The sequence below is a fragment of the Bradyrhizobium sp. WSM1417 genome (assembly GCF_000515415.1).
Classification (GTDB): domain Bacteria; phylum Pseudomonadota; class Alphaproteobacteria; order Rhizobiales; family Xanthobacteraceae; genus Bradyrhizobium.
In genome coordinates, this window is the sequence record NZ_KI911783.1 from 1,144,288 (window position 1) to 1,167,202 (window position 22,915).

At 64.8% G+C, this 22,915-nt stretch carries 22 protein-coding genes; 8 read left to right on the plus strand and 14 right to left on the minus strand.

The window, feature by feature from the left end; genetic code table 11:
- Positions 1-6: 6 nt before the first annotated feature.
- Together rpsP and ffh are read right to left on the minus strand one after the other, a co-directional pair.
- Entirely contained in the window at positions 7-339 is a 333-nt protein-coding gene (gene rpsP / locus BRA1417_RS0105600; protein ID WP_007598827.1) for a 30S ribosomal protein S16, read from the minus strand.
- A gap of 86 nt (positions 340-425) precedes the next feature.
- Positions 426-1,973 (minus strand): signal recognition particle protein, encoded by a 1,548-nt coding sequence (gene ffh / locus BRA1417_RS0105605; RefSeq protein ID WP_027514978.1) that lies wholly within the window; start codon positions 1,971-1,973, stop codon positions 426-428.
- Positions 1,974-2,421: 448 nt separating this feature from the next.
- On the opposite strand from ffh, the gene BRA1417_RS0105610 reads away from it, so the two are divergent.
- Positions 2,422-3,486, plus strand: a complete 1,065-nt coding sequence (locus BRA1417_RS0105610; protein WP_027514979.1) for an MBL fold metallo-hydrolase — start codon at positions 2,422-2,424, stop codon at positions 3,484-3,486.
- A gap of 193 nt (positions 3,487-3,679) precedes the next feature.
- Here BRA1417_RS0105610 and BRA1417_RS0105615 read toward each other — a convergent pair whose 3' ends face one another.
- On the minus strand, positions 3,680-4,396 hold the full coding sequence (locus tag BRA1417_RS0105615) for an SIMPL domain-containing protein (RefSeq protein ID WP_027514980.1): 717 nt from the start codon (positions 4,394-4,396) through the stop codon (positions 3,680-3,682).
- A 5-nt stretch (positions 4,397-4,401) separates the two neighbouring features.
- A complete protein-coding gene (locus BRA1417_RS42160; protein WP_027514981.1) occupies positions 4,402-5,187 on the minus strand; it encodes a GyrI-like domain-containing protein in 786 nt (261 codons plus the stop codon).
- A gap of 220 nt (positions 5,188-5,407) precedes the next feature.
- Between BRA1417_RS42160 and dapF the strand changes: the two genes are divergently transcribed.
- Together dapF and mtaB are read left to right on the plus strand one after the other, a co-directional pair.
- Positions 5,408-6,283 (plus strand): diaminopimelate epimerase, encoded by an 876-nt coding sequence (gene dapF / locus BRA1417_RS0105625; RefSeq protein ID WP_027514982.1) that lies wholly within the window; start codon positions 5,408-5,410, stop codon positions 6,281-6,283.
- Positions 6,283-7,536: a tRNA (N(6)-L-threonylcarbamoyladenosine(37)-C(2))-methylthiotransferase MtaB gene (mtaB, locus tag BRA1417_RS0105630; RefSeq protein ID WP_027514983.1), complete on the plus strand. Its 1,254-nt coding sequence runs from the start codon at positions 6,283-6,285 to the stop codon at positions 7,534-7,536. The genes dapF and mtaB overlap by 1 nt, the downstream gene beginning before the upstream one ends.
- Before the next feature lie 213 nt (positions 7,537-7,749).
- Here mtaB and BRA1417_RS0105635 read toward each other — a convergent pair whose 3' ends face one another.
- Complete coding sequence (locus BRA1417_RS0105635; protein ID WP_027514984.1) at positions 7,750-8,859, minus strand: DUF2336 domain-containing protein; 1,110 nt, start codon at positions 8,857-8,859, stop codon at positions 7,750-7,752.
- Between the two features lie 283 nt (positions 8,860-9,142).
- Positions 9,143-9,844, minus strand: coding sequence for an RluA family pseudouridine synthase (locus BRA1417_RS0105645; RefSeq protein ID WP_007598835.1), 702 nt, complete (start codon positions 9,842-9,844; stop codon positions 9,143-9,145).
- A gap of 60 nt (positions 9,845-9,904) precedes the next feature.
- Here BRA1417_RS0105645 and ftsY point away from each other — a divergent pair, with 60 nt between their 5' ends.
- Entirely contained in the window at positions 9,905-10,852 is a 948-nt protein-coding gene (ftsY, locus tag BRA1417_RS0105650; RefSeq protein ID WP_027514985.1) for a signal recognition particle-docking protein FtsY, read from the plus strand.
- 3 nt (positions 10,853-10,855) lie between these two features.
- The gene (locus tag BRA1417_RS0105655) at positions 10,856-11,458 is read left to right on the plus strand and encodes a septation protein A (RefSeq protein WP_007598838.1); all 603 of its coding nucleotides are present in this window, start codon (positions 10,856-10,858) and stop codon (positions 11,456-11,458) included.
- Positions 11,459-11,540: 82 nt separating this feature from the next.
- Here the strand turns inward: BRA1417_RS0105655 and BRA1417_RS0105660 are convergent, their stop codons facing one another.
- The 6 genes from BRA1417_RS0105660 to ccmA form a co-directional block, all read right to left on the minus strand.
- Positions 11,541-12,746: an IS30 family transposase gene (locus BRA1417_RS0105660; protein ID WP_027514986.1), complete on the minus strand. Its 1,206-nt coding sequence runs from the start codon at positions 12,744-12,746 to the stop codon at positions 11,541-11,543.
- A gap of 329 nt (positions 12,747-13,075) precedes the next feature.
- Positions 13,076-13,672: a DsbE family thiol:disulfide interchange protein gene (locus tag BRA1417_RS0105665; RefSeq protein WP_027514987.1), complete on the minus strand. Its 597-nt coding sequence runs from the start codon at positions 13,670-13,672 to the stop codon at positions 13,076-13,078.
- Between the two features lie 10 nt (positions 13,673-13,682).
- The gene (gene ccmD, locus BRA1417_RS0105670) at positions 13,683-13,868 is read right to left on the minus strand and encodes a heme exporter protein CcmD (RefSeq protein ID WP_027514988.1); all 186 of its coding nucleotides are present in this window, start codon (positions 13,866-13,868) and stop codon (positions 13,683-13,685) included.
- A complete protein-coding gene (locus tag BRA1417_RS0105675) occupies positions 13,865-14,653 on the minus strand; it encodes a heme ABC transporter permease (RefSeq protein WP_027514989.1) in 789 nt (262 codons plus the stop codon). The genes ccmD and BRA1417_RS0105675 overlap by 4 nt, the downstream gene beginning before the upstream one ends.
- 90 nt (positions 14,654-14,743) lie before the next feature.
- Positions 14,744-15,412 carry a heme exporter protein CcmB gene (gene ccmB, locus BRA1417_RS0105680; RefSeq protein WP_007598845.1) on the minus strand — a complete coding sequence of 223 codons (669 nt, stop codon included), beginning with the start codon at positions 15,410-15,412 and terminating at the stop codon, positions 14,744-14,746.
- A 280-nt stretch (positions 15,413-15,692) separates the two neighbouring features.
- Positions 15,693-16,295: a heme ABC exporter ATP-binding protein CcmA gene (gene ccmA, locus BRA1417_RS0105685; RefSeq protein ID WP_027514990.1), complete on the minus strand. Its 603-nt coding sequence runs from the start codon at positions 16,293-16,295 to the stop codon at positions 15,693-15,695.
- Between the two features lie 242 nt (positions 16,296-16,537).
- Between ccmA and acnA the strand changes: the two genes are divergently transcribed.
- The 3 genes from acnA to BRA1417_RS0105700 all read left to right on the plus strand — a co-directional run bounded on the left by acnA (position 16,538) and on the right by BRA1417_RS0105700 (position 21,235).
- The gene (acnA, locus tag BRA1417_RS0105690; RefSeq protein WP_027514991.1) at positions 16,538-19,258 is read left to right on the plus strand and encodes an aconitate hydratase AcnA; all 2,721 of its coding nucleotides are present in this window, start codon (positions 16,538-16,540) and stop codon (positions 19,256-19,258) included.
- A gap of 234 nt (positions 19,259-19,492) precedes the next feature.
- The gene (locus BRA1417_RS0105695) at positions 19,493-20,269 is read left to right on the plus strand and encodes a thioredoxin family protein (protein ID WP_027514992.1); all 777 of its coding nucleotides are present in this window, start codon (positions 19,493-19,495) and stop codon (positions 20,267-20,269) included.
- A 597-nt stretch (positions 20,270-20,866) separates the two neighbouring features.
- Complete coding sequence (locus tag BRA1417_RS0105700) at positions 20,867-21,235, plus strand: DUF2794 domain-containing protein (protein WP_007598853.1); 369 nt, start codon at positions 20,867-20,869, stop codon at positions 21,233-21,235.
- Between the two features lie 7 nt (positions 21,236-21,242).
- On the opposite strand, the gene BRA1417_RS0105705 is transcribed toward BRA1417_RS0105700, so the two are convergent.
- Both BRA1417_RS0105705 and BRA1417_RS0105710 read right to left on the minus strand, forming a co-directional pair.
- A complete protein-coding gene (locus BRA1417_RS0105705) occupies positions 21,243-21,773 on the minus strand; it encodes a GNAT family N-acetyltransferase (RefSeq protein WP_027514993.1) in 531 nt (176 codons plus the stop codon).
- Between the two features lie 223 nt (positions 21,774-21,996).
- On the minus strand, positions 21,997-22,788 hold the full coding sequence (locus BRA1417_RS0105710) for a Bax inhibitor-1/YccA family protein (RefSeq protein ID WP_007598855.1): 792 nt from the start codon (positions 22,786-22,788) through the stop codon (positions 21,997-21,999).
- Between the last annotated feature and the right edge of the window lie 127 nt (positions 22,789-22,915).

Below are 22,915 nucleotides of genomic sequence, written 5' to 3' on the forward strand. Positions count from 1 at the left end.
CTGGCCTTAACCCTTCGCGGCGGCTTCGGCCTGCGCCTTGCGCTCCTTGCGCGGCACGGCCTTCTCCGGATTGTTGCGCACTTCGCGCTTCTTGACGCCGGCGGCGTCGAGGAAGCGCGACACGCGGTCCGACGGCTGCGCGCCCTTGGCAAGCCAGGCCTTCACCTTGTCCATGTCGAGCTTCAGACGGGTCTCGTTGTCCTTCGGCAGCAGCGGATTGAAATAGCCGAGACGCTCGATGAAGCGGCCATCGCGGGGAAAGCGCGAATCGGCGACGACGACGTGATAGACGGGGCGCTTCTTGGTGCCGGCGCGGGCGAGACGGATAACGACGGACATCTAAGTTCTCCTTCAAAGTACGTTTTGTTCGGTTGATTGGTATTCCGCGTTGCGCGAGACCGTTGCGATCTCCCGCGACGAATTCCTCATTTCTTCTTGCCGGGGAAACCGCCGAGGCCCGGCAGCATCGGCTTGCCGCTCAGCCCGGTCAGGCCCGGAACGTTCGGCAGACCCTGGCGCAGCCCGGGCGGTAAATCCTTCGGCAGGCTGGGCAGACCTTGTCCGCCGCCACCCTGCATCTTTTCCTGCAGCGCCTTCATCTCTTCCGGCGAAGGCGGCTTCATGCCGCCGCCAAAACCCATCGCCTGCGCGATGCCGGCGAGCGGACCGCGCTTGCCGGAGCCCATGGCCTTCATCATGTCGGCCATGTTCCGGTGCATCTTCAGCAACTTGTTGACCTGCTCGACGCTCTGGCCGGAACCCGCCGCGATGCGCTTCTTGCGGCTGGCCTTGAGCAAATCGGGATGACGGCGCTCGTCGCGCGTCATGGAATCGATTACCGCGACCTGGCGCTTCAAGATCTTGTCGTCGATGCCGGCGGCCGCGATCTGGTTCTTCATCTTGGCGATGCCGGGCATCATGCCCATTAGGCCGCTGATGCCGCCCATATTGGCCATCTGCGACAGCTGCTCGCGCATGTCGTTGAGGTCGAACTGACCCTTGCGCATCCGCTCGGCGGTGCGCGCGGCCTTTTCGGCATCGATGTTGGCGGCGGCGCGTTCGACCAGCGACACCACGTCGCCCATGCCGAGGATGCGGCCGGCGATACGGTCGGGATGGAAATCCTCCAGCGCGTCGGTCTTTTCACCGGTGCCGAGCAGCTTGATCGGCTTGCCGGTGACCGCGCGCATCGACAGCGCGGCGCCGCCGCGGCCGTCGCCGTCGACTCGTGTCAGCACGATGCCGGTGAGGCCGACGCGCTCGTCGAAGGCGCGGGCGAGGTTGACGGCGTCCTGGCCGGTGAGGCTGTCCGCCACCAGCAGCACTTCATGCGGATTGGCGGCGGCTTTGATGGCTGCCGCTTCCGCCATCATCTCTTCGTCGAGCGTGGTGCGGCCGGCGGTGTCGAGCAGCACGACGTCGTAGCCGCCGAGCTTGCCGGCCTCGAGCGCGCGCTTCGCGATCTGCGCCGGCTGCTGGCCGGCGACGATCGGCAGCGTCGGAATGTCGAGATCGCGGCCCAGGACGGCCAGCTGCTCCATCGCCGCGGGACGGTAGATGTCGAGCGAGGCCATCAGCACCTTGCGCTTGTCGCGCTGGACCATGCGACGGGCGAGCTTTGCGGTCGTGGTGGTCTTGCCGGAGCCTTGCAGGCCGACCATCATGATCGGCACCGGCGGCACGGAATTGATGTCGATGGTCTGGCTTTCGGCGCCGAGCGTGTTGATCAACTCGTCGTGGACGATCTTGACCACCATCTGGCCTGGCGTCACCGACTTGACGACGGTGGCGCCGATCGCCTGCTCGCGGACCCGCTCGGTGAAGCTGCGCACCACCTCTAACGCGACGTCGGCTTCCAGCAGTGCGCGGCGCACCTCGCGCATGGCGGCGTCGACGTCCTTTTCGGTCAGCGCACCGCGCCCCGTCAGACGATCGAGAATGCCGCCAAGCCGTTCCGACAGATTGTCGAACAATGCCGTTGTCCCTTGTCCTGCCTACGCAGGGTTGCCGTATTCACCGTCGTCATGCCCCGGCTTGACCGGGCATCCAGTACGCCGCGGCGCGTCGGCTCAAGCCGAGCTGCCTCTGGAATACTGGATCCCCCGCCTTCGCGGGGGATGACCACTTCCTTCGCGAAGCGATCTTCCAAACACCTTTACGCCCGAGGGCGCATAGCGCTGTCGGGCGTGGGCCTCTGGCCTCTGGGGCCAGTGGGCGGGTCGAAAAGAAAGCCTTTTCGAGAAAGTGGCCGGGTTAAACGCCGCTGCCGCCCGAAAGTCAAGGAAAGTTAGGGTGCCGGGACGCCGTTGGCAGGGCAAGGTCTTGAAAATAGGACATTTTCGGCACTGGGTTCCTTTTTCGGCGGCCCCGCCCATATAGCGGTGATGTCTTACCGCTCCGACCATCCCTGAAGCCAGATCCGTGCCGATCACCCGCCGCCGCTTTTTCGGACTGCTCGCCGGGGCCGGCGCGTTGGTCGGCGTGCCCTCCCTTTGGATGTCCCGCATGAAAACCTATGACGGCCCGGTCTCCGACCATTTCGACGGCCTGAACTTCTTCGATCCGGACGGCGTGCCGCCGAAATCGCTTCGTGAGGTCCTGCGCTGGCAATTCGGCGGCAAGCGGCAGCGCGCGAGCTGGCCGGATTGGGCGCCGAGCCCCCATGCCGACACCCCGCCGGACCGCGTCGACGGCGACAAGGTGCGGCTCTCTTTCGTCGGCCACGCCAGCTGGCTGATCCAGACCGGCGGCCTCAATATTCTCGTCGATCCCGTCTGGTCGACGCGGGTCTCGCCCGTCAGCTTTGCCGGGCCGAAGCGGCACAACGATCCCGGCATTGCGTTCGAGAAGCTGCCGAAGATCGATGTCGTGCTGGTCTCGCACGGCCATTACGATCATCTCGACATGGCGACGCTGTCGCGGCTCGCCAAGAATTTTGCCCCGCGTGTGGTGACCCCGCTCGGCAATGACGTCACGATGCGCAGCACCGATGGGACGATCAAGGTGGAAGCGTTCGACTGGCACGATCGCATCGAGCTCGGCGGCGGTATCGCCGTGACGCTGGTGCCGACCCGGCATTGGTCGGCGCGCGGCATGTTCGATCGCAACAAGGCGCTGTGGGCGAGCTTCGTGCTGGAGACGCCGGCGGGGAAAATCTACGTCGTCTGCGATTCCGGCTATGGCGATGGCGGGCATTTCCGCCGCGTCGCGGACAAACACGGCCCGTTGCGCTTGGCGATCCTCCCGATCGGCGCCTACGAGCCGCGCTGGTTCATGCGCGACCAGCACATGAATCCGGAAGACGCGGTGAAGGCGCTCGCGGATTGCGGCGCGCAAGCCGCACTCGGGCATCACCACGGCACGTTTCAGCTGACCGATGAAGCAATCGATGCGCCGGCGAAGGCGCTGGTCGAGGCGCTCGATGCCGCGAAGGTTCCGCAGGAGCGGTTTGTCGCGATGAAGCCGGGGCAGGTGGTGGAGATCTGATTCGCCCGTGCGATTTATCTCCGCTGTCGTCCCGGACAAGCGGAGCGCAGATCCGGGACCCATAGCCACAGGGAGAAGTTTGGCGAAGATTCGGAGTTACCTGTGTCGCGTCACAACCACTCCCTGTGGTTATGGGTCCCGGCCTGCGCCGGGACGACACCGTTGATGTGGCCGGCAGTGTGCCTTGTACGGCCTACGGCCCCTGCTTGATCGCCCAGCTCACATTCACCGTCACCGCCAGCGTTTCCTCGCCCGGCGCGACCGCGGCCTGCGGTGCGGCCATCGGCGCTGCGGCCATGCGTCCCTTGAACAGCGGCATCGGGGCGCCGCCTTCGGACACGCTGAGCGGCGCGCCGAGCGTGACGCCGGTGGCCTTGGCGTAGATCTCCGCTTTGCGGCGGGCGTCTGCGACCGCCTTCTCGCGGGCATCGTCGAGCAGTTTCGAGGCCTGCGTCACCTCGAAGGAGATGTTGCCGATATCGTTGGCGCCGGCGCCGACCAGCGTGTCGATGATGGCGGCGACCTTGGTCACGTCGCGGATCTTCACGGTGACGCGGTTTGAGGCGCGGAAGCCGACCACGGGTGAGGCACCGCTGGATTTGTTCTGGCCGTATTGCGGCTGCAGCGACAGCCGCGAGGTCTGGTAATCCTTCTCGTCAATGCCTGCGCCCTTCAGCGCCAGCAGCACCTTGCCCATCGCGGCGTTGTTGGCGTCGGAGGCTTCCTTCGCCGACTTGGCGTCGTTGGCGACGCCGGCGTCGATCTGCGCGAGATCAGGCGCGGCGGAGATCGTGGCTTCGCCGCTCACCGAAATCGCGGACGGAAAATCGTCGGCAAGCGCAGGCGTTGCCGGCAGCGCGGCGGCAAAGGACGTGACAAGGGAGGTCAAAAGGATGGCAGGCTTTTTCATAGGTCTCACTTCAGCGGCACGAATACATTGATCACGAGCTTGTCCTCCGCCGTCTTCAGGGGATCGGTGAGGTACTCCTCGATGAAGGTGTCCTTGGCTTCCAGCTTCTTGTCGTCGAGGTGATTGGTGATCGCCTCATAGGTGTTGTCCATGTTGTCGTAGGAGCCGCGATGGACGAATTTCAGCGCCTTGCCCTCCGGCGATTTGCCGACGCTCATGTCCTTGGGCAGGTTCTTCGGGTCCTGCTCGACCGGGATCTCGGCTAGGAAGGTGAAGCCGGTATCGTCGGTCGAGGTGTAGACGATCATCGAATTGCCGGCGTGCTTGATGCCCTGCTTGTCCAGCAGCGTGTTCAGCGCCTTGAAGGCGTCGATCAGCGTGTCGAAGGCCGAGTCCCAATTGGCAGTGCCCTTGACCATCACGACCTTCTTGGGCTCGAGCGTGGTCTCCTGGCCGAAGGGATCGGCCGTCTGCACGGGAGCCGGCGTCGCGGCCGCAGCCGGGGGCGGAGTGGCCGGGCTGGGTGAGGCGCTGGCTGCGGGCGAAGGCGAGGTTGCAGGGGAGGTTGCAGGCGACATTGAGGGGCTTGGGGAGGCGCTGGCCGCCGGCGAGGGCGTGGCCGCGGGTGCAGCGCTCGCGGCCGGGGAGGGCGAAGCCGACGGGGCCGGCGAGGGGCTCGCTGATGCGGCCGGCGCCGGGCTCGGCGTTTGGGCCAGCGTGGCCGACAGACCAAACGACAAGGCCGCTGCCGGAATCAGCGCGGCCAAAGCGAGACGACGAAACCTGAACATTTTTATTCTCCCCAATAGCTTATCCGCCAAGGCCTTGCGTCCCCGAGGCCTTAACCCGGCCGCATGTCCCGGATCGCGCGAATTTCGCCGTTCTAACACGCGAGCGCCGAATTCGTCCCATGACAGATGCGTCATGGCAGCCTCCTGGCTCTTGTCGGCAAATCACTGGCCAAGAGGGCCAAGGATCGCCATATAAGGCAGGCGAAATTCGGGAATTTTCATGAGCGCGTTGGCCAACCACGCATTTGCCAAGATGAACGGCATCGGCAACGAGATCGTCGTTGTCGACATGCGCGATTCCACCTCAAAGATCACCCCGGACGATGCCCGCGCAGTGGCATCGGCCCGAGGCGGCGTGCCCTACGACCAGCTCATGGTGCTGCAGAAGCCGCGCTTCGCCGGCACCGAGGCCTTCATCAGCATCTACAACTGTGACGGCTCCGAGGCCGGCGCCTGCGGCAACGGCATGCGCTGCGTGGTGCGCCGCGTCTTCGAGAAGACCGGCCAGACCAATGCAACGTTCGAGACGGCCGCGGGCCTGCTCAATGCCTGGCAGGGTCCGGCGCCGGATCTTTATACGGTGGACATGGGCGCGCCAAAGTTCGGCTGGCAGGACATTCCGCTCGACCAGGAATTCCGCGACACCCGCTACATCGAATTGCAGATCGGTCCGATCGACAATCCGATCCTGCATTCGCCCTCGGTGGTCAGCATGGGCAATCCGCATGCGATCTTCTGGGTCGATGACGTCAATGCCTACGACCTCGAGCGTTTTGGTCCGCTGCTGGAAAACCACCCGATCTTCCCCGAGCGCGCCAACATCACGCTCGCCCATATCGTCGATCCCCAGCACATCACGATCCGCACCTGGGAACGCGGCGCCGGCCTGACCAGGGCCTGCGGCTCGGCCGCATGTGCCACGGCGGTCGCGGCGGCGCGGCTGAAACGCGCCGGGCGCAATGTCGAGATCACGCTGCCCGGCGGCAAGCTCGGGATCGAATGGCGCGAGCGCGACGATCACGTGCTGATGACGGGCACGGCGACCTTTGAATATGAGGGCCGTTTCGATCCGGCGCTGTTCGCGCCGGTCGGCTGATGGGCGTCGATATCGTCACCTTCGGCTGTCGCCTCAACACGTTCGAGGCCGAGGTGATCCGCCGCGAGGCGGAAGGCGCGGGCCTTTCAGATACCATCGTCATCAATAGCTGCGCCGTCACCAACGAAGCGGTGGCGCAGGCGCGCCAGTCAATCCGCAAATTGAAGCGCGAGCGGCCGGGTGCGCGCATCGTCGTCACCGGTTGCGCGGCGCAGACGCAAAGCGGCATGTTCGCCGAGATGGCCGAGGTCGATCGCGTCGTCGGCAATGACGACAAGATGCGGTCGTCCGCATGGCGCGAGGCGCGTGCGGCGTTCGATCTCGGTGCGAGCGAAAAAACCGCCGTCAGCGACATCATGGCGGTGAAGGAGATGGCGCCGCATCTCATCGACGGCTTTGCGAGCGGCCTGCCACGCGTGTTCGTGCAGGTGCAGAACGGCTGCGACCATCGCTGCACTTTCTGCATCATTCCGTTCGGGCGCGGCAATTCGCGCTCGGTGCCGATGGGCGCGGTGGTCGATCAGGTGCGGGCATTGGCCGAGCGCGGCCATGCCGAGATCGTGCTGACCGGCGTCGACCTCACCAGTTACGGCACCGACTTGCCGGGCGCGCCGAAACTCGGCCTGCTGACGAAGCAGATCTTGCGGCATGTGCCGGAGCTGAGGCGCCTGCGCATCTCCTCGATCGATTCGATCGAGGCGGACAGCGATCTGTTGGATGCCATTGCTGAGGATTCGCGGCTGATGCCGCATCTGCACCTGTCGCTGCAGTCCGGCGACGACATGATCTTGAAGCGCATGAAGCGGCGGCATACGCGCGGCGACGCCATCGCGTTCTGCGATCAGGTCCGCCGGCTGCGCCCGGATATCGCGCTGGGGGCCGACATCATCGCGGGCTTTCCGACCGAGACAGAGGAGATGTTCTCGCGCTCGCTCGATCTGGTCGAGCAATGCGGCCTGACGTTCCTCCACGTCTTCCCCTATTCGCCGCGTCCCGGCACGCCGGCCGCGCGGATGCCGCAGGTCGCGGGCGTTGCAATCAAGCAGCGGGCGAAGCGGCTGCGCTCGGTCGGTGAGGCCGCGCTTCTGCAGCGGCTGCAAGCCGAGATGGGCGCCACGCGTGAGGTGCTGATCGAGAGCGACGGTCAGGGACGGACGGAGCATTATCTGCCGGTGGCGATCGCAAGTGAGCGTATCGGCAGCGTCGTGCCGCTGCGGATCGCCGGTCGTGATGGCGCGCGGCTGACGACATAATCGATTGCAATGAGGCGCGACGCGCTGCATCTCCAGTGTCGTCCCGGCGAAGGCCGGGACCCATACCGCGTGATCTATCGGTGATGCGCGGTGCTTGTCCCAACCAAGCAGAGTAACGGGCCGTCGTCGGCCAAACTTCTCCCTGTGGTTATGGGTCCCGGCCTTCGCCGGGACGACACCGAAGGTGGAGAAGCAGCGCGCCCCAAACAGCCTTTAAGACGCCCGCACCTGCCAGAACCGCAGCGTCCGCCGCGCATTCTCCGGGGTCATGCGCGCGTAATGGCTTTGAGCCCTTGCGATATCGGCCGGCTTCATTGTGCCGGTCGCAAAGCGGCTCTGAAGCACGGCGGCGGTGGTTTCCCAGCTGAGTTGCGCCGCCTTGCACGGCACCAGCAGGCCGTCCTCGCGCAGGCTTTGCATCAACGGGCGAATCACTTCGACGGTCGATCCCGACAATGCGGCCAATGCGGCCACCGCTTCTTCATAACGCCGCTGCGTTGCGAAGCCGAGCAGCGTCGCTTCGCTGAGCTGGCCGGTCGCCTTCAGGCCTGCGACAGCGCGCTTGGCGCCTTCGAAATCGCGGACCCCCGACATCTCGCGCTCGACACCGACGGTGACGGCGGCGATCGCGCTCTGGATCTCCTCGAACAGATGCGGCGGAGCGCGCGACAACAGCCGGGTCCGCACGGCCTCGCTCGCCGAGCGCAGCAAGTGACGGCGCAGGTCCGACGGCAAATCGACGCGGACGCCGACGCTGACCGCGAGCTCGGGATCGGCCTCCGCCTGTCCGACGATGACGGCAAATCCGTTTCCGGACACGCGCGCGCCGGGATTGGCGGCGAGCCGGCGGCTGACGCTGGGATAGCGCCGAGCCAGCAATGCATCGGTGACGATCTCTTTCAGCCACCAGCGCCCGGCGACCGCGAGCAGATGCGGCTCGCCCTTGCTGGAGGCGATCTGGACCAGCGCGCCGTCGTCGAGGCGCGCGGATTCCTGCAGCACGGGACCAGCGATGCGGATTTCGTCATTGTTGGCGAGCCGGCGAATGACCGATGGCGGCGCCTGCGCGATCGGCGCGAGCTGCGCGCTGATCTCGGCGAGCGCTACGCGCGCGCCCATGTCGGCGATGGCGCGGAGCTCGATGGTGCCGATCAGGCGATCGAGCACGTCGTCGAACAGTGCGATCTGCTCGTCATCGAAACTGCCGGCGGATGACAGGAACAGGTCGGTGACACGGCGGGCGGTTGCCAGGCCCTTTTCCGCGGAGCCTGTCCGAAGCGCGGACTCGACCTCGTCGATGATCGATAATTCGGCCGTGGACATGACGCGCAGCTCGTCCTGAGCAGATTGACGGAAGCTTGTTCTAAGCAACCGCTATCATTAGCGACGAGCACTGAACGTTTCGTAAACTATAGGGGAAGCTGGTGGCTTGGAGCTGCATCTCGATTTCGCCGCGCAGGTACTGCGCTCCCTCCCCCGCTTGCGGGGGAGGGTCGGGGAGAGGGTGCTTCCTCTAACGAGAAACCCCCAAGAGGAGAGAGCCCTCACCCGCCGCGCTTCGCGCGACGACCTCTCCCGCAAGCGGGAGAGGTAAACGACAGCGCCACTACTCCCCGTTCCACCCGCAGGCGCGAAGCCGCTCGTGCATGTGGGGCGGGGCAGGCGCCACCACGCGGACCGGCTCCTTGTTGCGGGAGATCGGTACCACGATCTCGCGGGAATGCAGGTGCAACTTCGGCTCGCCGAAGCGCGGACCGTTGCCGTAGATGTTATCGCCGAAGATCGGCCAGCCGGTCGCGGACGAATGCACCCGCAATTGATGGGTCCGCCCGGTCACCGGTTCCATGGCGAGCCAGGTCAGGCCGTCGCCCCGGCCCATCACCTTCCAGTTGGTGATGGCCTTCTGGCCCTCGGGATCGGGCTTCTGCCACCAGCCGCGTTCGGCGTTCAGTCGCCCGAGGGGCATGTCGATGGTGCCTTCGTCCTCTGTGGGGCCGCCCTCGACGATGGTCCAGTAGGTCTTGCCGATCTTGCCATGCTTGAACAGCAGGCCAAGCGAGGCCGTCGCCTTGCGATGGCGGCCGAGCACGAGGCAACCCGAGGTGTCCTTGTCCAGCCGGTGGGCCAGCACCGGCGGCCGCGGCAGGCCGAAACGGAGCGCGTCGAAGGAGGTTTCGAGGTTCGCGCCGCCCTTGGGTCCGCGATGCACCGGCAGGCCGGCCGGTTTGTCGATGACCAGCATCAATCCGTCGCGATGGAGCACGCGGCCTAAGATTTCCTCGGCGGTCAATTCGGGAACATCGAGCAATTGCAGGACTTTCGGTCAAGACTTTCGTTTGCGAGCCGGAACGGCTAACACACCGCCACCATGAACGATACCACCCCCGAGACCCCCAAGCTGAGCTGGTGGCGCCGCCTCTCCGACGGGCTGAAACGCACCTCGTCCTCGCTCGGGACCGCGGTCGCGGACCTCGTCACCAAGCGCAAGCTCGACCGCGCCATGCTCGACGACATCGAGGACGTGCTGCTGCGCGCCGACCTGGGCACCTCGGTCGCGGTGCGGATCGCGGATGCGGTCGGCACGGGACGCTACGACAAGGCGATCTCGGCGGACGAGGTCAAGGACGTGGTCGCGACCGAGGTCGAGAAGGTGCTGGCGGCGGTGGCGAAGCCGCTCGAGATCGACGCCGGCAAGAAGCCGTTCGTCATCCTCGTGGTCGGCGTCAACGGCTCCGGCAAGACCACCACCATCGGGAAACTCTCGCAAAAATTCGCGTCCGAAGGCCGCAAGGTGATGCTGGCGGCCGGCGACACGTTTCGCGCAGCAGCGATCGAACAGCTTAAGGTCTGGGGCGAACGCACCAGGACGCCCGTCATATCAGGTGCGCAGGGCTCCGATTCAGCGAGCCTTGCCTTCAACGCGCTGACGGCGGCGAAGGAGCAGGCCACCGACGTGCTCCTGATCGACACCGCCGGGCGGCTTCAGAACAAGGCCGAGCTGATGAACGAGCTCGAAAAGGTCGTGCGCGTCATCCGCAAGGTGGACGCGACTGCGCCGCATGCGGTGCTGCTTGTGCTGGACGCCACTGTCGGCCAGAACGCGCTGTCGCAGGTCGAAGCCTTCCATCGCACCGCCGGGGTCACGGGCCTCGTGATGACGAAGCTCGACGGCACCGCCCGCGGCGGCATTCTGGTGGCGCTCGCGGAAAAATTCAAACTGCCGGTGCATTTCATCGGCGTCGGCGAAGGCGTCGACGATCTCGCGCCGTTCACCGCGCGCGATTTCGCTCGCGCGATTGCCGGAATCGAAAGCTGAAGAATGGACAAGACCCAGCCGCATCCGCTGTTCAAGCTTGCCACCGAGCTTGGCCCGCTGCTCGTGTTCTTCTTCGTCAATGCGAAGTTCAATCTGTTCGCCGCGACCGGCGCCTTCATGGTCGCGATCGTGGCGGCGATGATCGCCTCCTATGTGGTGACGCGCCACATCCCGATTATGGCAATCGTGACAGGCGTCATCGTGCTGGTGTTCGGCACATTGACGCTGGTGCTGCATGACGAGACCTTCATCAAGCTCAAGCCGACCATCATCTACGCTTTGTTCGCCGCGATCCTCGGCGGCGGCCTGTTGTTCGGCCGCTCCTTCATCGCCGTGATGTTCGACCAGATGTTCAATCTGACGCCGCAGGGCTGGCGCATCCTCACGCTACGCTGGGCGCTGTTCTTCGCCGGCATGGCGGTCTTGAACGAGATCGTCTGGCGCACCCAGAGCACGGACTTCTGGGTGAACTTCAAGGTGTTCGGCGTCACGCCGATCACCATGATCTTCGCCATCGCCCAGATGCCGCTGACCAAGCGCTATCACCTCGAGCCGGCGTCGCTGGAAGCGAGCGAGGCCGAGGCGGGCGATGTGAGGAAGGGGTAGAGCTTTCCCAGTTCGTCATTGCTGGTTGTGGCCACACACTCAACGGTCATCGCCCGGCTTGACCGGGCGATCCAGGGCGGAATCAACCGTTCGTCGCAACACGCTGTGTATCGCGCACTCGTAGCAATTGGTCGAGAGTTTCCGCCGGTGTTTTCCAGCCAAGGGTTTTCCTGGGCCTGGTATTGAGTGCGTGAGCCACGGCCTCGAGGTCACCAGCATTGTGCATGCTGAGATCGGTCCCTTTTGGGAAGTACTGGCGCAGCAACCCATTCGTGTTCTCGTTGGTCCCGCGCTGCCAAGGGCTGTGAGGGTCGCAGAAATAGACCTGCACGCCAGCGTCGATCCTCAGACGCGCATGCTGAGCCAGCTCAGCTCCCTGATCCCAGGTCAGCGACCGACGCAGTTGCTCGGGCATGGTGACGATTGCCCGGGTAATGGCGTCGCGCACTGCCTCAGCGCCGTGCCCGGCGAGTGCAGGTCCATTCTTCACGCGAGTTTCCTGCTCCTGGCCCGTCATGCGCGGCAGATGCAGCAGAATGGTAAAGCGGGTCGAGCGCTCCACCAAGGTGCCGATCGCAGAATTTCCAAGCCCGATAATGAGGTCACCTTCCCAGTGGCCCGGCACAGCTCGATCGGCGACCTCCGCCGGACGTTGACTGATCATGACCTCAGAAGAAATGAAGCTTCTGCCCCTACGGGCGCGTACTCTCGGCATCCGCAAGGCCCGCCCGGTGCGCAAACAGGCCGTCAGTTCGCGATGCAAAGCCCCTCGACCCTGCACATAAAGCGCCTGATAGATCGCTTCGTGACTGATGCGCATCGTCTCATCCTGGGGAAAATCCAACCGAAGTCGCCGAGAAATCTGTTCCGGGCTCCATGCCCTCGCCCAGCGGCGGTGTTGCCGATGCACAGCCCGGCGTCCCTTCCACACGACGTTCGGGCCGGCGAGGAGCTCTCCGTCCGGTTTGGCGATCATACCGGCAAGCCTGCCCTGCACATAATCCCTCAGGGCCGGATTGATTGCCAACTTCGCCAGCTTGGACCGTCGGGCGGACCGATCAGCGTGCCATTGTGCCGTGGTCGCTCGGTACTCTGGAGCGCCGTGGCGCCGCGCCACATTGCGCCGGAGCTCACGAGAGATCGTGCATGGAGGGCGATCGAGTTGACGAGCGATCGCTCGCACCCCATGACCCTGCGCGCGCAAAATGGCGATCTCCTCGCGCTCAGCGAACGAGAGGTAACGCCCCGATGCAGGTTTTGACGATTGCGATAAATGTGTCGGCGGCATACCGCCCGCCCTCCGGAACCAGCGGACTCCGACCGCAGGAGATACCCCGGCCTCCACCGCAGCATCCTCGCTTGACCGCCCCGAGGCAATTGCAGACCAGAAAGGCTTATAACCCTCTCGTAGGGCCTTTTGAGCTCGACCCGCTCGAACACCGTGCCTCATCGCAACCTCCCTTGCTGAAGTGTTGCGACGACCCATTGAATCCGCCCAGTATTCCAGAGGCGGTCGTGATTGAGCCGAGAGGCCGCGGCGTACTGGATGCCCCGGTCAAGCCGGGGCATGACAGCGGTGTTTGTGACTGGCTTGTCCGATCGCATTAACGAGGGCGATCAGCTCCCCGCCGCCTTCAACGCCTTCTCCATCTGCGGCAGCAACACCGTCCGCAGATTGTCCGGCGTGATCGGTCCCACCAGCTTGTAGACGATGGTGCCTTCGCGACCGACGACAAAAGTCTCCGGCACGCCATAGACGCCCCATTCGATCGAGGCGCGGCCGTTGGCATCGACGCCGACGCGGCCGAACGGGTTGCCGTAGCGCCCCAGGAAGCGCCGCGCGTTGTCGGCGGCATCCTTGTAGTTGATGCCGACGAGCTGGAAGCGTTTGTCTTTTGCCAATTCGGTCAGCAGCGGCGCCTCGTCGTGGCACGGCACGCACCAGGACGCCCAGACATTGACGAGGCTGACCTTGCCCTTGAACGCGACGGGATCGAGGCTGGGGATCTGGGCGTTGTCAGCCTGCAATCCCTCGAGCGGCGGCAGCGTGGTTTGCGGCACGGGCCGTCCGATCAGCGCGGACGGAATTCGCGAGGGATCGCCGCTGCCGAGCCGGAACCAGAACAGCAGCGCCAGGCCGATGAACGCAATCAGCGGCAGCACCATCAGGAAGGTACGGCGCTGCGGCGGAGCGGACGTCGATTGCTCGCTCATGATTGGTCTCTCATGGCTGATCGGTCGAGCTACGGCCGGAGCGGCGGGTCACGCCGCTGCGCTCGAGCTCGCGCAGGCGCTGTGTCTGGCTACGATAATCGAGCACGATCCAGCCGATCAGGATCACGACCACAAGGGCGGCCGCGGCATAGGATGTCACGATGAAAGATGCGTAGGGACCGAGCGACATGATCATGCAGCCCCAGCTTCTTTTGACGTGCTGCCTTCGCGCGCGCCGGTGCCGACTTCTGAAAACGCCACACGACTCGCCTGTATCATCTGCAGGGACCGCACGCGCCGACGCAAAATCTCGTTGCGCATCGCAGCCAGATGCAGCGTGACGAACAGCAGGGTGAACGCGATCGCCATCACCAGCAACGGAATCAAAAAGGATTTGTCGAGCGACGAGCCGCCCATCCGCATCACTGACGCCGGCTGGTGCAGCGTGTTCCACCAGTCGACCGAGAACTTGATGATCGGCAGGTTGAGCGCGCCGACCAGCGTCAGCACGGCGGCGGCGCGCGCCGCGCGGGAGGGATCGTCGACCGCGCGCCACAGCGCCATCAGGCCGAGATACATCAGGAACAGGATCAGCACCGAGGTCAGCCGCGCGTCCCATTCCCAATAGGTGCCCCACATCGGCCGGCCCCACAGCGAGCCCGTCAGCAGCGCGAGGAAGGTGAAGGCGGCGCCGATCGGGGCTGCCGCTTTGGCGGCGACGTCGGCGAGCGGATGCCGCCACACCAGCGTGCCCAGCGAGGCGATGCTCATCACGCCCCACACGAACATCGACAGCCAGGCATTGGGCACGTGGATGAACATGATCTTCACGGTCGCGCCCTGCTGATAGTCGTCGGGCGCGGTGGCGGACTGATAGAGCCCGATCGCGAGCAGGATGATTGTCGCAGCCGCAAGCCATGGCAACAGCCGCGCCGTCAGCGCGAGGAACCGTGTGGGGTTGGCGAGGTCGATCAGCGTCATGGTATCCTGATAATCACAGGTAAGCGCTCACGCAATCAGCACGAAAGTCCGCAGCGAAAGTTGATCGGGGTCAAGGTCAGCCAGTCCCGCTCAATCCAGTCCATGCTTCAGGCTCGCCGCGGCCGCGAAGGGGCCGATCACGAGGCTGACCAGCGACAGCGCGCACAGGATCGAGAACGGCGCGCCGAACGTCATCGGGCCGACGATCACCGCCTGCGAGGCCGCGACGCCGAAGATCAGCACCGGGATCGACAGCGGCAGCACCAGGACGGCCATCAGCAAGCCGCCACGATGCAACGTCACCGCCAGCGCCGCACCGATCATCCCGGTAAATGTCAGCGCCGGGGTGCCGGCGAGCAGCGTCAGCGCCACCGCGCCGGTTGCGACCATGTCGAGGTTGAGCAGCAGGCCGAGCACGGGGGTTGCGACGATCAGCGGCAGGCCGGCGGCCAGCCAATGCGCCAGCGCCTTCGCCGCGCAGGCGAGTTCCAGCGGCGTCCGGCTCATCGTGATCAGGTCGAGCGAGCCGTCCTCGTGGTCGGCCATGAACAGCCGGTCCAGGGTGAGCAGGCTCGCCAGCAGCGCCCCCAGCCACAGGATCGCCGGCCCGAGCCGCGACAGCAGCGCCAGATCCGGCCCCACCGCAAACGGCATCAGCACCACCACGGTCAGAAAGAACAGCACGCCAATCAACGCCCCGCCGCCGACGCGGAGCGCGATCCGGATGTCCCGGCGAATGAGGGCGGACAGGGCGGTCATGGCGTGACTCTTTCCGCGGCGAGGCGGCCATAAGAGCCCGGCTCGTGCCTGGGGCAAACTGCGCTCCCTCCCCCCTTGTGGGGGAGGGTGGGGGAGAGGGGTAGCCCCGGGAGAGATGGTGGTCGGGTCCGTGGCGCCAGCAACAAAGTGCTCGCCTGCCGAACGCCGAAACCGAGAGAGCAGGCTGTGCGGCACCCCCCTCCCTGACCCTCCCCCACAAGGGGGGAGGGAACGGAGAGGGCGGAGTTCGGCCGCTTGGAAAACTGAGGGTCCATCGGAATCACACCACACCCCCGATCCGCAGCTCCCGCGAATCGATTCCGAGCGGGGCGTGGGTGGCGGCGACGATCAGGCCGCCGCGGCCGAGGTGCTCGCGCATCAATCCGGAAAACATGTCCTGTCCCGCGACATCCAGCGCGGTGGTCGGCTCGTCCAGCAGCCAGACCGGTCGGCGCACGGTCAGCAGGCGGGCCAGCGAGAGCCGGCGGCGCTGGCCGGCGGACAGGAAGGCGGCGGGCAGATCGGCGGCATGGTCGAGCCCGACCGTGGCGAGGCTCTCGCCGGCGTCGAAACGCTCGCCGCCGAGAAAATCGGCCCAGAATGTCAGATTCTCCGCCACGCTCAGGGCCGGCTTCAGGGCGTCGCGATGGCCGAGATAGTGGCATTGCTCCGGCAATGTCAGCTCGGAATCGCCTCCGTCCAGCACGATCGTGCCGCCCGCTGGAATGAGCAGGCCCGCGATCAGCCGCAGCAGCGAGGTCTTGCCCGATCCGTTGCGGCCGACGACCGCCACGGCTTCGCCGGAGACGGCCCTGAATTCGAGCCCGGCAAACACCTCGCGGCCGCCCCGCACGCAAATGACCCCATGTCCGGAAAGCTGCATCTCGCCTCGTACCAACCCGCTCAAAGCCGGGCCTCAGGAAAACTTGGGGTAGCGTAGGGGAATTTTTGGCTCGCGGATTGCCGCGGCACGTTTGTGGCTGTGGCGGCGCGGTTAGAAAGCTTCTATAAGCCCGGAACTACTTGATGCAGCAACTCAACCTGCCCCTGCAAGCGACTCAGCCTGCCTACGCTGACGGTGTTAAAATACCCTGCCGGGTATAACTGACAATTGGGATTTCCTACATGACCTCGCTCGACAGCTTCAAATGCAAAAAGACCCTCAAGGTCGGCGCCAAGACCTATGTCTATTACAGCCTGCCCACAGCCGAGAAGAATGGTCTGAAGGGAATTTCGAAACTCCCCTATTCGATGAAGGTCCTGCTCGAGAACCTGCTCCGCAACGAGGACGGCCGCTCGGTCAAGAAGGAAGACATCGTCGCGGTGTCGAAATGGCTGCGCAAGAAGTCGCTGGAGCATGAGATCGCCTTCCGCCCGGCGCGCGTGCTGATGCAGGACTTCACCGGCGTTCCCGCCGTGGTCGATCTCGCCGCAATGCGCAACGCGATGCAGAAGCTCGGCGGCGATGCCGAGAAGATCAATCCGCTGGTGCCGGTCGACCTCGTCATCGACCACTCCGTGATCGTGAACTTCTTCGGTGACAACAAGGCCTTCGGCAAGAACGTCACCGAGGAATACAAGCAGAACCAGGAGCGCTACGAGTTCCTGAAATGGGGCCAGAAGGCGTTCTCGAACTTCTCCGTCGTGCCGCCCGGCACCGGCATCTGCCACCAGGTCAATCTCGAATATCTCTCCCAGACGGTCTGGACCAAGAAGGAGAAGATGACGGTCGGCAAGAAGACCGGCACCTTCGAGGTCGCCTATCCCGACTCGCTGGTCGGCACCGATTCCCACACCACCATGGTCAACGGTCTCGCCGTGCTCGGCTGGGGCGTCGGCGGCATCGAGGCCGAAGCCTGCATGCTCGGCCAGCCGCTGTCGATGCTGCTGCCCAACGTCGTCGGCTTCAAGCTGAAGGGCGCGATGAAGGAAGGCGTCACCGCGACCGACCTCGTGCTGACCGTGACGCAGATGCTGCGCAAGCTCGGCGTCGTCGGCAAGTTCGTCGAGTTCTTCGGCCCCGGCCTCGATCATCTCTCGGTCGCCGACAAGGCGACGATCGCCAACATGGCGCCTGAATATGGCGCGACCTGCGGCTTCTTCCCGGTCGATGCCGCCGCGCTCGATTATCTCAAGACCTCCGGCCGCGCCTCGGCGCGCGTCGCGCTGGTGCAGGCCTATGCGAAGGCGCAAGGGCTGTTCCGCACCGCCAAGTCGCCCGATCCGGTGTTCACGGAGACACTGACGCTCGACCTCGGCGACGTCGTGCCCTCGATGGCCGGTCCGAAGCGCCCGGAAGGCCGCATTGCGCTGCCGTCCGTGGCCGAGGGCTTCTCGCTCGCGCTCGCCAGCGAATACAAGAAGGCCGAGGAGCCGGGCAAGCGCTTCGCCGTTGACGGCAAGAAGTTCGACATCGGCCATGGCGACGTCGTGATCGCCGCGATCACCTCCTGCACCAACACCTCGAACCCGAGCGTGCTGATCGGCGCCGGTCTGCTGGCGCGCAACGCCGCCGCGAAGGGCCTCAAGGCAAAGCCGTGGGTGAAGACCTCGCTCGCCCCGGGCAGCCAGGTGGTGGCGGCCTATCTCGCCGATTCCGGTCTGCAGGCCGATCTCGACAAGGTCGGCTTCAACCTGGTCGGCTTCGGCTGCACCACCTGCATCGGCAATTCCGGTCCGCTGCCCGAGGAGATCTCGAAGTCGATCAACGACAACGGCATCGTCGCGGCCGCCGTGCTCTCCGGCAACCGCAACTTCGAAGGCCGCGTCTCGCCGGACGTGCAGGCGAACTATCTCGCCTCGCCGCCGCTCGTGGTCGCCCACGCGCTCGCGGGCACCGTCACCAAGAACCTCGCCATCGAGCCGCTCGGCGAAGGCAAGGACGGCAAGCCGGTGTACCTGAAGGACATCTGGCCGACGACGAAGGAGATCAACGCCTTCATGAAGAAGTTCGTGACCGCGTCGATCTTCAAGAAGAAGTATGCCGACGTGTTCAAGGGCGACACCAACTGGCGCAAGATCAAGACCGTCGAGAGCGAGACCTATCGCTGGAACATGAGCTCGACCTATGTGCAGAACCCGCCCTATTTCGAAGGCATGAAGAAGGAGCCGGAGCCGGTCACCGACATCGTCGAGGCCCGCATCCTTGCCATGTTCGGCGACAAGATCACCACCGACCACATCTCGCCGGCCGGTTCGATCAAGCTCACCTCGCCCGCCGGCAAATATCTCAGCGAGCACCAGGTGCGTCCGGCCGACTTCAACCAGTACGGCACCCGGCGCGGCAACCACGAAGTCATGATGCGCGGCACCTTCGCCAATATCCGCATCAAGAATTTTATGCTCAAGGGCTCGGATGGAAATATCCCTGAGGGCGGTCTGACAAAGCACTGGCCCGACGGCGAGCAGATGTCGATCTACGACGCCGCGATGAAGTACCAGCAGGAGCAGGTGCCGCTGGTGGTGTTCGCCGGCGCCGAATACGGCAACGGCTCCTCGCGCGACTGGGCCGCGAAGGGCACGCGTCTGCTCGGCGTGCGCGCCGTGATTTGCCAGAGCTTCGAGCGCATCCATCGCTCCAACCTGGTCGGCATGGGCGTGCTGCCGCTGACCTTCGAGGACGGCACCTCCTGGTCGTCGCTCGGTCTGAAGGGCGACGAGAAGGTCACGCTGCGCGGCCTCGTCGGCGAGCTCAAGCCGCGCCAGAAACTGACCGCGGAGATCGTCTCCGGCGACGGTTCGCTGCAGCGCGTTTCGCTGCTCTGCCGCATCGATACGCTGGACGAGCTCGAATACTACCGCAACGGCGGCATCCTGCACTACGTGCTGCGCAAGCTTGCGGCGTAAGCGCGGATTTGTGAACGGTGGCTCACTGCGAAGTGAGTAGTAGGTTACACGAAGGCGGCCTATCACAAGGCCGCCTTCACGCGTTTGCGGCAGGCTTCAGATGGGCCCGCCCGGCGGAGAACCTCACGGTTTGGACGGTTACTTTGGCGGACGAAAGTGCGAGGCCCGTAAGACTACGGTGACCATCCGGCGGTAAGATTTCCCTCTCACGAGCAACGGTGTGCGGCGTTCGACATGACAACAATGACGGCTTCTCATCTGGTTTCAAGCTGGTCCGGCGCCCTCTGGTCGGGTGCACTTGGTCTCTGTGCGATCGTCGCCGTCATTCGCCCTGCCGAGGCTGATCCCCGCGCCGTTGTCGAATTGTTTACCTCGCAGGGCTGCTCCTCCTGCCCGCCGGCCGACAAGATCATCGGCGACCTCGCCCGCGATCCCTCGATTATCGCGCTGAGCATGCCGATCGACTATTGGGACTATCTCGGCTGGAAGGACACATTGGCCGATTCGCGCTTCTCTGCACGGCAGCGTGCCTATTCGCGCATGCGCGGCGACCGCGAAGTCTACACGCCGCAGGTCGTGGTCAACGGCTCCACGCATGTCGTCGGCAGCGACCGCACCGGCATCGAAAGCGCGATCGGCAAAACCGACACGGGCACTGGTGTGATGAGCGTACCGGTGACGATGTCGCTCGCGGGCAAGCAGATCAACGTCTCGGTGGCCGCGAGCAAGGAGCCGACGGCGTCCCACGGCGAGGTCTGGATCTGCTCGATTGCGAAGTCGGTTCCGATCGCGATCAGCCGCGGAGAAAATCGCGGACAGCAGGTCATCTATCACAACGTGGTGCGCAACCTGCTCAAGGTCGGCGACTGGACCGGCCGTCCGGAAAGCTGGACGGTGCCGATCGAGAACCTCACGCGCGACGGCGTCGACGGTGCTGTGGTCTATGTCCAGGACGGCAGCCGGGAAAAGCCGGGCCCGATGCTGGGCGCGGCGTACACGTCGCTGCATTAACGCGCACACTTCGAATCTTCCGATTCAAGCACACTATCAACCCCTCATGGTGAGGAGCGCGCTCTTGCGCGCGTCTCGAACCATGAGGCCCTGCTGAGGCAGCTCGGCCTCGATCCTTCGAGACGCCGCTTCGCGGCTCCTCAGGATGAGGGGAGGGAGTGTTCTCGCTGATGAGGAAGAAGTCCGTCGAAGCAGAAACATCCCGGCACAAACAAAACCGATACAAACAAAAAAGGACCAACTCGCGTTGGCCCTCCTTGTCGTGCGAACAGACCCGATCCTGACGGCCCCGGGGGGCTGGGGGCTGAGGAATCCGGAACCGAAAGGACCGGGTCAACGCACACAAGTCTTTTCGCAATGCAGGGCGGCAGTCGCTTGGCGGAAAAGCGGCGACACTATGATTCCTGCTAACGATCCCGTGACGGTTTGCCGCGACAGAGTTCCACCGCTGCGTGTGGGCGGATGTGCTTCAGTCCAAGGGCCTTTCAAGGGCCCTTGCGGTGGGGAACAGTTGGCGCGATCATGCAACCGTCATGATCCGCGGTTCCGGGGGCGGTCTTCGCGGACGCGGTCATGCTGATGCGACAGGAGGCGCCTATGAGTCTGTCGGAGGATGCCGATCCGAGCGAACAGCGCGCGGCGGCGCGCCCCGCCGCTTCGAATGCGCAACTGAGCCGGGTGACGTTCAACCGGCTCGAGCTGCACCGTATTCTCAATCTCTACGGCCGGATGGTTGCTGACGGCGAATGGCGCGACTATGCCATCGACTTCCTCAGGGATCGCGCCGTGTTCTCGGTCTTTCGCCGCGCCTCGGAAGTGCCGATCTATCGTATCGAGAAGGATCCGCGCCTCGCGCGCAAGCAAGGCATGTACAGCGTGATCTCGGCGACGGGTCTGATCCTGCGCCGCGGCCACGAGCTGGAGCGCGTGCTCCTGGTGATCGATCGTAAGCTGGCGGTGGTTTGAGGAAGCTTTACTTCTCCGGCACCGTAGTCGCGCCCTCACCAAGATCCCGCTGCATCATCACCGTGTCGAGCCAGCGGCCGAATTTCAGCCCGACGCTGGGATGCGTGCCGATCATCTTGAAGCCGGCCCTGGTGTGCACGCCGATCGAGCCGGCATTGGCGGAATCGCCGATCACGGCGATCATCTGCCGGAAGCCGCGCGCCTCGCATTCGACGATCAGCCGCTCCAGCAGGAGAGCCCCGATGCCGCGGCGGTGGAAGGACGGATCGAGATAGATCGAGTTCTCGACCGTGAAGCGGTAGGCCGGCCGCGGCCGGTAAGCGCCGGCATAGGCGTAGCCGGCGACGCGTCCGTCGAGGATGGCGACGAAATAGGGATAGCCGCCGTCGATCAGCGTACGGTAGCGGCGCGTCATCTCGGCGAGGTCGGGCGGCTCCAGCTCGAACGTTGCGGTGCCCTCGCGGACAGCCTGTTGGTAGATGGCGGTGATGGCGGGAAGGTCGGCCTCAGTGGTGGGCCTGATATCGGGTGCGGACATGGGGCAAGATTAGAGCCTTCCCGGGACGGCTGGAAGAGGCGAACGGCCTCCGCACGTCGTCATTGCGAGCGAAGCGAAGCAATCCAGAAATGCGTCCGTGGAGGGGCTCTGGATTGCTTCGTCGCAAGAGCTCTCGCAATGACGGTGGTTGAGGGAACATCACGCCCAAACAAAAACCCCGGCCTTTCGGCCGGGGCTGGTGTCGTTCGCTCTGGTCTGACGCTTAGTCGCGCTGGCCGAGGAGCTGCAGAAGCAGCGTGAACAGGTTGATGAAGTTCAGGTACAGCGACAGCGCGCCGGTGATGGCTGCACGCTCTGCGATGTCACCGCCGGCCGAGGCGTAGCCGTAGATGTAGTCGTTCTTCAGCCGCTGGGTGTCCCAGGCGGTGAGGCCCGCGAACACCAGCACGCCGACCACCGACACGACGAACTGCAGCACCGAGCTCGCCAGGAACAGGTTCACCAGGCTCGCGATGACGATGCCGATCAGGCCCATGAACAGGAACGAACCCATTCCGCTCATGTCACGCTTGGTGGTGTAGCCGTAGAGGCTGAGCGCGCCGAAGGTCGCCGCGGTGATGAAGAACACCCGCACGATCGAGGTGTGCGTGAACACCAGGAAGATCGAGGACAGCGAGACGCCCATCAGCGCCGCGAAAACCCAGAACAGGATCTGGGCGGTCGAGGGAGCGAGACGGTTGATGCCCGCCGAGATCACGAACACCATGGCGAGCGGCGCGAGCATGAACAGCCACTTCAGGGGGCTGACGAACATCGCGTAGCCGAACGGCGTCAGGAACAGCTTGCCGACGCGGACGGCTTCCGGGGTCGGAACATCCGTCACGGCGGCCATGTAGACGCCGAGCGCGGCAAGGCCTGTGATGGCCAGGCCGATGCTCATGTAGTTGTAGATGCGCAGCATGTAGGCGCGCAGGCCGGCATCGACCGTCGCGGCGTCAACACGCCCGGCGGCCCTGCCGAAAGGAGAAGCGTAATTGCGGTCTAGGTCCGACATGGTCGAATTCCCGTTGGTTGGTCCGGTCCGGCATGAGGGTCGCCATGCCGCCGGTTCGTCAAATTCTATCTCGGATACCGATGTCTGCCGACTAAATTTTGGCTAACAATCGGGACTCCGAACCCAC

What these genes read in the sequence shown, in the direction of transcription:
- rpsP (WP_007598827.1), bottom strand. Translation starts at nt 339, where the DNA reads ATGTCCGTCGTTATCCGTCTCGCCCGCGCCGGCACCAAGAAGCGCCCC.
- BRA1417_RS0105615 (WP_027514980.1), bottom strand. Translation starts at nt 4,396, where the DNA reads ATGAAAAAGCCTGCCATCCTTTTGACCTCCCTTGTCACGTCCTTTGCC.
- BRA1417_RS42160 (WP_027514981.1), bottom strand. Translation starts at nt 5,187, where the DNA reads ATGTTCAGGTTTCGTCGTCTCGCTTTGGCCGCGCTGATTCCGGCAGCG.
- dapF (WP_027514982.1), top strand. Translation starts at nt 5,408, where the DNA reads ATGAGCGCGTTGGCCAACCACGCATTTGCCAAGATGAACGGCATCGGC.
- mtaB (WP_027514983.1), top strand. Translation starts at nt 6,283, where the DNA reads ATGGGCGTCGATATCGTCACCTTCGGCTGTCGCCTCAACACGTTCGAG.
- BRA1417_RS0105635 (WP_027514984.1), bottom strand. Translation starts at nt 8,859, where the DNA reads ATGTCCACGGCCGAATTATCGATCATCGACGAGGTCGAGTCCGCGCTT.
- ftsY (WP_027514985.1), top strand. Translation starts at nt 9,905, where the DNA reads ATGAACGATACCACCCCCGAGACCCCCAAGCTGAGCTGGTGGCGCCGC.
- BRA1417_RS0105655 (WP_007598838.1), top strand. Translation starts at nt 10,856, where the DNA reads ATGGACAAGACCCAGCCGCATCCGCTGTTCAAGCTTGCCACCGAGCTT.
- BRA1417_RS0105660 (WP_027514986.1), bottom strand. Translation starts at nt 12,746, where the DNA reads ATGCCGCCGACACATTTATCGCAATCGTCAAAACCTGCATCGGGGCGT.
- BRA1417_RS0105665 (WP_027514987.1), bottom strand. Translation starts at nt 13,672, where the DNA reads ATGAGCGAGCAATCGACGTCCGCTCCGCCGCAGCGCCGTACCTTCCTG.
- ccmD (WP_027514988.1), bottom strand. Translation starts at nt 13,868, where the DNA reads ATGATCATGTCGCTCGGTCCCTACGCATCTTTCATCGTGACATCCTAT.
- BRA1417_RS0105675 (WP_027514989.1), bottom strand. Translation starts at nt 14,653, where the DNA reads ATGACGCTGATCGACCTCGCCAACCCCACACGGTTCCTCGCGCTGACG.
- ccmB (WP_007598845.1), bottom strand. Translation starts at nt 15,412, where the DNA reads ATGACCGCCCTGTCCGCCCTCATTCGCCGGGACATCCGGATCGCGCTC.
- ccmA (WP_027514990.1), bottom strand. Translation starts at nt 16,295, where the DNA reads ATGCAGCTTTCCGGACATGGGGTCATTTGCGTGCGGGGCGGCCGCGAG.
- acnA (WP_027514991.1), top strand. Translation starts at nt 16,538, where the DNA reads ATGACCTCGCTCGACAGCTTCAAATGCAAAAAGACCCTCAAGGTCGGC.
- BRA1417_RS0105695 (WP_027514992.1), top strand. Translation starts at nt 19,493, where the DNA reads ATGACAACAATGACGGCTTCTCATCTGGTTTCAAGCTGGTCCGGCGCC.
- BRA1417_RS0105700 (WP_007598853.1), top strand. Translation starts at nt 20,867, where the DNA reads ATGAGTCTGTCGGAGGATGCCGATCCGAGCGAACAGCGCGCGGCGGCG.
- BRA1417_RS0105705 (WP_027514993.1), bottom strand. Translation starts at nt 21,773, where the DNA reads ATGTCCGCACCCGATATCAGGCCCACCACTGAGGCCGACCTTCCCGCC.
- BRA1417_RS0105710 (WP_007598855.1), bottom strand. Translation starts at nt 22,788, where the DNA reads ATGTCGGACCTAGACCGCAATTACGCTTCTCCTTTCGGCAGGGCCGCC.